Below are 5,765 nucleotides of genomic sequence, written 5' to 3'. Positions count from 1 at the left end.
TCACATTTGTAGCAGCATTTAATATTTCTGTCGCATTCGACTCCTCTATGGGATCTCTATCGTCTTGAATATATTCTTCCTCACTTACAGGTGCTACATCAGCAAAGAGAGCGTCAAGCCCTCTTCCTAATCCTGGTTTTCTTGCCATATCTATTTCTCGCTCTTTCTTGTTTTCTCTCTTGCTAAGAATTCCTTAGTAAATTCTTGGTATGCTTTGGCTCCGGGGGCAGTAGGATCATAGGTAATAATCGAAACGCCATAACTTGGAGCTTCTGCCAACCTTACATTCCTAGGAATAATAGTATTATACATTGCCTTACCAAAAAAATTTCGCACATCTTCTACCACAGCCTGAGATAAATTTGTCCTGCCATCAAACATGCTAAGAATAACTCCATCTATATATAGATTAGGATTAAGTCTTTTTTTAACCATCTCTATTGTGCTTATTAGTTGGCTTACTCCCTCTAAAGCATAAAATTCACATTGAATAGGAATTAACACGCTGTCCACTGCTGTTAAGGAGTTTAACGTAAGGATTCCAAGGGAAGGTGGACAGTCTACCAATATATAATCATAATCGTGTTTAACTTCATCGATAATTCTTTTGAGTTTTCTCTCTCTACCTTCAAGTGTTGCCAATTCTACTTCTGCTCCTGCCAAATCTACACTTGCCGGAAGAAGAAAAAGATTTTCAGTATTTGTAGGAAGAATGACCTTGCTAACATCTAAGGAGCTATCAATAAGAGCATCATATAAAGTAACTTTGAGTTTTCTTTTTTTGATACCTATCCCACTTGTTGTGTTTCCTTGCGGATCAATGTCTACCATAAGAACCTTCTTGCCCATATGTGCGAGACATGCTGCGAGATTGATATTTGTTGTTGTTTTTCCAACTCCGCCTTTTTGGTTAAAAATAGCAATAGCTTTGCTCATCCATTACCTCCTTGGGCACACTACCCGATTAAACACTTCCAAATATTATACTTCATTTTTGATAGTCTTTTCCAGTTTTTTCCACTAATACTATGTGTTTTTTGTGAGTGTATGACCTTAAGTATATTAAAAAAGTATCTTGTGCCTCTAGATTAAGGCACAGGATACTTTATTTTATGTTTCACGTGAAACTTTTTATTTGATTTTTTTGATAATTATCAAAACATGTCCAGAAATTGAATTTTCATTATATGGGAGTCTAACAATCTTTTCTATTTTTCCTCCATGCTTTCTAATGGTTTTTTTTGCTTCTTCTATCTCTTCAACGTAATTATCTCCCTTATATGCAATAAAACTGCCTCCTATTTTTACAAACGGCAAGCACCATTCAGAAAGTTTTTTAAGATTAGCTACTGCACGAGAAACACATATATCAAATTGCTCTCTATATTCTTCCTTTCTTACTATTTCCTCGGCTCTTTCATGCACGGTTCTTATATTTTTTATATCTAACTCTTCTGCAAATTCTTCAATAACCTTAAGTCTTTTTAATGTAGAATCTAAAAGAACAAAATTTTTCTCTGGACTAGCTATTGCAAGAGGAATTCCCGGGAACCCTGCACCTGTACCTACATCTATAATGTTATCTGATGAAATATACTCAGGAATATCTGTAATAATAAGAGAGTCCACTATATGTTTTTCTATTGCTTCTTCTTTATTTCTTACAGCCGTTAAATTTATATACTTATTTCTATCAAGAATCATATCGATATATGAAAGCATATCTTTAACTTTATCAATGCCATATTTTTCTGTTAATAGTTTTATTGTCATATTATTCTCTTATTTTTCTATTCGTTTTTTTTCTAAGTAAACAAGAAGCACATTAATATCTGCCGGAGATACACCAGAAATTCTACTTGCCTGCCCTATAGTCAAAGGTTTAATTTTTGTTAGTTTCTGTCTTGCTTCTATCCGAAGCCCTCTTATTGAATTATAATCAATTTTTTCATTAAGTTTTTTTCTTTCCAAATTGTGAAGTTTTTCAACTTCAACTTTTTGCTTCTTAATATATCCACTATACTTAATAATAACCTCTACAACAGCTTGTTCATTAATACTCAATGAAGGCATTCCATTATCAATTTCAGAGAGGTCAACATACTTTATGCTGGGTCTTGCCAATATATCTGCAAGTACTTGATTGTTCATTTCCTCTATATCTCTTCTTCGGCGTGCTATAATTTCTTGACTAATTTCATTACTTTTATTTTCACACTCATATTTTATTAGAAATCTTTTTAGAGATTTTAAGTCTATCTTTACTCTCTTCAATCTTTCAATTTCTTTATCAACTCTTTTTTTCTTCTTTTGGTATCTATCATACCTATCATTATTTACCGATCCATACTTATATCCTAATTCGGTAAGCCTTCTGTCAGCATTATCTTGTCTTAATAGAAGCCGGTATTCAGATCGTGATGTCATCATCCTGTAAGGCTCATTAGTTCCTTTAGTTACAAGGTCATCTATTAACACCCCAATATAAGCTTGGTCTCTGCCAAGTATTAATGGAGTTTCCTTATTTAATTTTCTTACAGCATTTATTCCAGCAATAAGACCTTGAGCTGCAGCCTCTTCATATCCTGAGCTTCCATTAAATTGTCCTGCACAGAACAAACCTTCGAACAACTTACTTTCAAGGCTTGGCTTTAATGTAGTTGGGTCAATACAATCATATTCTATCGCATATGCAGGTCTTATAATTTCCGCATGTTCTAAACCTGGTATTGATGCATAAAATTGGTGCTGAATATCTAAAGGAAGACTCGAACTCATGCCTTGTATATAACTCCATTTAGTATCTCTTCCCTCAGGTTCAACAAAAAGTTGATGTCTTTTTCTGTCTTTAAATCGAGAAACTTTATCCTCAATTGACGGACAGTATCTTGCTCCAACTCCAACTATATTCCCTGAATACATAGCAGATTTTTCTATATTTTCAAGTATTATTTTATGAGTCGTTTCATTCGTATATGATAACCAACATGAAATCTGTTCAATATCAAAATTTTTATCTTCATTCAAGAAACTAAAAGGGACTATATTTTCATCTCCTTTTTGTTCTTTCATTTTACTATAGTCAATAGTATCACTTAGCATTCTTGCAGGTGTCCCTGTCTTAAATCTCCTAACATCAAATCCCATTTTCTTAAGATTTTCTCCAAATTCATTGGCAGGCTTCATCCCTGCAGGACCTGATAAAGTAACTTCATCTCCAATAAAAATCTTTCCTCCAAGAAATGTTCCGGTGCAAATTATTACTTCTTTCGAATGAAATTTCCTGCCATCAGCAGTCTTTATCCCTATTACTTTTTTTCTTGATATTGTTTTTTCTTCATTTTCTATGTCTTTTTCTACATTACTCTCTTCTATCAATAAATCAACGACTTCAGAAACTATAACATCAAGGTTATCTTGATTTTTTACTGTCTTGAGCATTTCTTCATGATAGCATCTTTTGTCTGACTGAACTCTTAGAGAGTGGACTGCAGGACCCTTAGATGTATTTAACATCTTAGATTGTATTAATGTTTTGTCAGTATTAACACCCATCTCTCCGCCTAATGCATCAATTTCTCTTACAAGGTGCCCTTTACCTGTTCCTCCAATTGAAGGATTACATGGCATCATTGCAACGGATTCTATATCTGTACAAAACATTGCAGTTTTCTTACCCATTCTAGATGCAATAAGACCAGCCTCACATCCTGCATGGCCTGCTCCTATAACAATTATTTCGTATTCATTATTATTTCTTTCTATATTTTCTTCCATTATTTTCCAAGACAAAATTTACTAAAAACTGTGTTTAATATTTCTTCTCCTGCCTCTTCTCCTATAATTTTTCCCAGAGAATCATAAGCATAATGCACTGAAAGCTCTGCAATTTCAATTGATTCCCCATTTTGAAGCATTGTTATAGCATCACTTAGATTCATACTTGCATTTTTTAACATTTGTATTTGTCTTTCATTGGTAACAATATTTGATTCGGAAGGATTAATATTACCTATTCCAAACATTTTTCCTACAGCTTCTGAAACTTTTAGTGCTGCTTCTAAAGATTTTTTTTCTGTAAGTGCTGTTGTTACAACAGTTACGCCGGAAATTTTTTTCTTAATAGTATCCTCATCTATTGATTCTCCAAGATCAGATTTATTAAGAACAACGAGTATTTTTTCTCCATTCATCTTTTCAACGAATTTAATTATTCTATTATCCTCATCCTCAAGATCTGAACTTCTATCAATAACAAGCATTACCATATCTGCAGAAGCTATTGCTTGTTCTGTTTTCTCTATTCCTTTTTTTTCAACACGATCATCAGTATCCCTTATACCAGCAGTATCTATAAGTACTATAGGTATTCCACCAAGAGAAACGCTTTCTTCGACTGTATCCCTTGTTGTTCCAGGTATATCTGTAACAATAACCCTTCCTTCTCCAAGTAGTGCATTCATCAATGAACTTTTACCTACATTTGGCTTACCTACAATCGCTATTTTTATTCCTTCTCTAGCAATACGTCCAATTGATGCAGTATCTAATAATTCATCAACATCCAATAAAACCCATCTAATTTGATTCACAAATTCATCATTAACAACTTGATCTATATCTTCATCAGGATAATCAATATTTACAGCCATCTTTGCTAATATATCAAGAAGATTTTCTCTCATTTTTCTTATAGAATTTCCCAATCTTCCTTCAATTTGACTCTCTGCAATTTCAAGAGATAAATCGGTTTTTGCCTTTATAATATCTATTACAGCTTCTGCCTGAGATAAGTCCATTTTCCCGTTTAAAAATGCAATTTTTGTAAATTCCCCAGGTTCTGCTATTCTTATTCCATAAGCTCCACAATTCAATACAGCACGAAGAATTTTTTTTAGAGAAACATTACTCCCATGCGCCTGTATTTCTAACATATCTTCTCCTGTATAAGAAGATGGCGATTCCATATATATAAAAATAGCCTCATCAATTATTTCTTTTCCATCAGTTACTTTACCAAAATAAGCATTTCTTGGCTTAACATTATCAGGAAAATTATCCATAACTCTGCTCATTATTTCTTTACTGGATTCTCCACTAACCCTTACAATTCCTATACCACCTTCTCCAGGAGCTGTTGAAATTGCTGCTATCGTTTCAGACATTTTTTTCCTCTTTTCTTCTTGTATAACTAATTCATTATATCGACTTAATTATAATATCATAATTATTATATTTTTTATAAATTTATGTTTTTTTATATCATTATCATAATATAATTATTCATATCTTAATATTATTATATAAAAATAACAGCTTTTCATATATTTGAATCACTGTTTTTTTATATTATGTGTATTTTTAGATATTATTTTTTTCTTGTACTATAAGATTTCTAATTGAATCTACTGCTATTCTAATCATTGGATCAGTATCATGGTTTTGATTGTTCGTAAGACCTTCCCTTTCTCTTTCTTGGTTTGCTAGAACTAATAAACAACAACCAACTTTTACTTTTCTATACATACCTGTAATAAAAAGTGCTGCTGACTCCATTTCTGAAGCAAGACATCCCATTTTAATCCATGCTTCCCATTTTGAAATTAATTCTTTACCTACAGGATGTTTTTCCGGTTGATGTTCTCCATAAAATGAATCTTTACTTTGAATAACACCAACATGGTATTTTATTTTACTTTTCTTTGCTGATTCTATCAAAGAAATTGGAACTGCAGGCCTTGAGGAGATGAACGTGGGGATACGGC

General features: G+C 32.7%; 6 protein-coding genes. All 6 read right to left on the bottom strand.

The features are described from left to right. A partial coding sequence (locus tag GXZ13_07670) for a hypothetical protein (protein NLX75681.1) occupies positions 1 to 148 on the bottom strand: 148 nt, incomplete at its 3' end. A 2-nt stretch (positions 149 to 150) separates the two neighbouring features. Next, positions 151 to 936, bottom strand: coding sequence for a ParA family protein (locus GXZ13_07665; GenBank protein NLX75680.1), 786 nt, complete (start codon positions 934 to 936; stop codon positions 151 to 153). Between the two features lie 195 nt (positions 937 to 1,131). After that, positions 1,132 to 1,773, bottom strand: coding sequence for a 16S rRNA (guanine(527)-N(7))-methyltransferase RsmG (gene rsmG / locus GXZ13_07660; protein NLX75679.1), 642 nt, complete (start codon positions 1,771 to 1,773; stop codon positions 1,132 to 1,134). A 9-nt stretch (positions 1,774 to 1,782) separates the two neighbouring features. Further along, positions 1,783 to 3,777 (bottom strand): tRNA uridine-5-carboxymethylaminomethyl(34) synthesis enzyme MnmG, encoded by a 1,995-nt coding sequence (gene mnmG / locus GXZ13_07655; protein NLX75678.1) that lies wholly within the window; start codon positions 3,775 to 3,777, stop codon positions 1,783 to 1,785. Next, positions 3,777 to 5,165 (bottom strand): tRNA uridine-5-carboxymethylaminomethyl(34) synthesis GTPase MnmE, encoded by a 1,389-nt coding sequence (mnmE, locus tag GXZ13_07650; GenBank protein ID NLX75677.1) that lies wholly within the window; start codon positions 5,163 to 5,165, stop codon positions 3,777 to 3,779. The genes mnmG and mnmE overlap by 1 nt, the downstream gene beginning before the upstream one ends. Before the next feature lie 196 nt (positions 5,166 to 5,361). Beyond that, positions 5,362 to 5,765, bottom strand: a 404-nt coding sequence (locus GXZ13_07645) for a nucleoside phosphorylase (GenBank protein ID NLX75676.1), incomplete at its 5' end; no start/stop codon positions are given.

The sequence above is a fragment of the Synergistaceae bacterium genome, assembly GCA_012728235.1.
Taxonomy (GTDB): domain Bacteria; phylum Synergistota; class Synergistia; order Synergistales; family Synergistaceae; genus JAAYFL01.
This window is presented reverse-complemented; position numbering and strand designations above follow the sequence as displayed.

Excerpts from the sequence above, each read along its gene's own strand:
- rsmG (NLX75679.1), bottom strand. The coding sequence starts at position 1,773 with ATGACAATAAAACTATTAACAGAAAAATATGGCATTGATAAAGTTAAA.
- mnmG (NLX75678.1), bottom strand. The coding sequence starts at position 3,777 with ATGGAAGAAAATATAGAAAGAAATAATAATGAATACGAAATAATTGTT.
- GXZ13_07665 (NLX75680.1), bottom strand. The coding sequence starts at position 936 with ATGAGCAAAGCTATTGCTATTTTTAACCAAAAAGGCGGAGTTGGAAAA.
- mnmE (NLX75677.1), bottom strand. The coding sequence starts at position 5,165 with ATGTCTGAAACGATAGCAGCAATTTCAACAGCTCCTGGAGAAGGTGGT.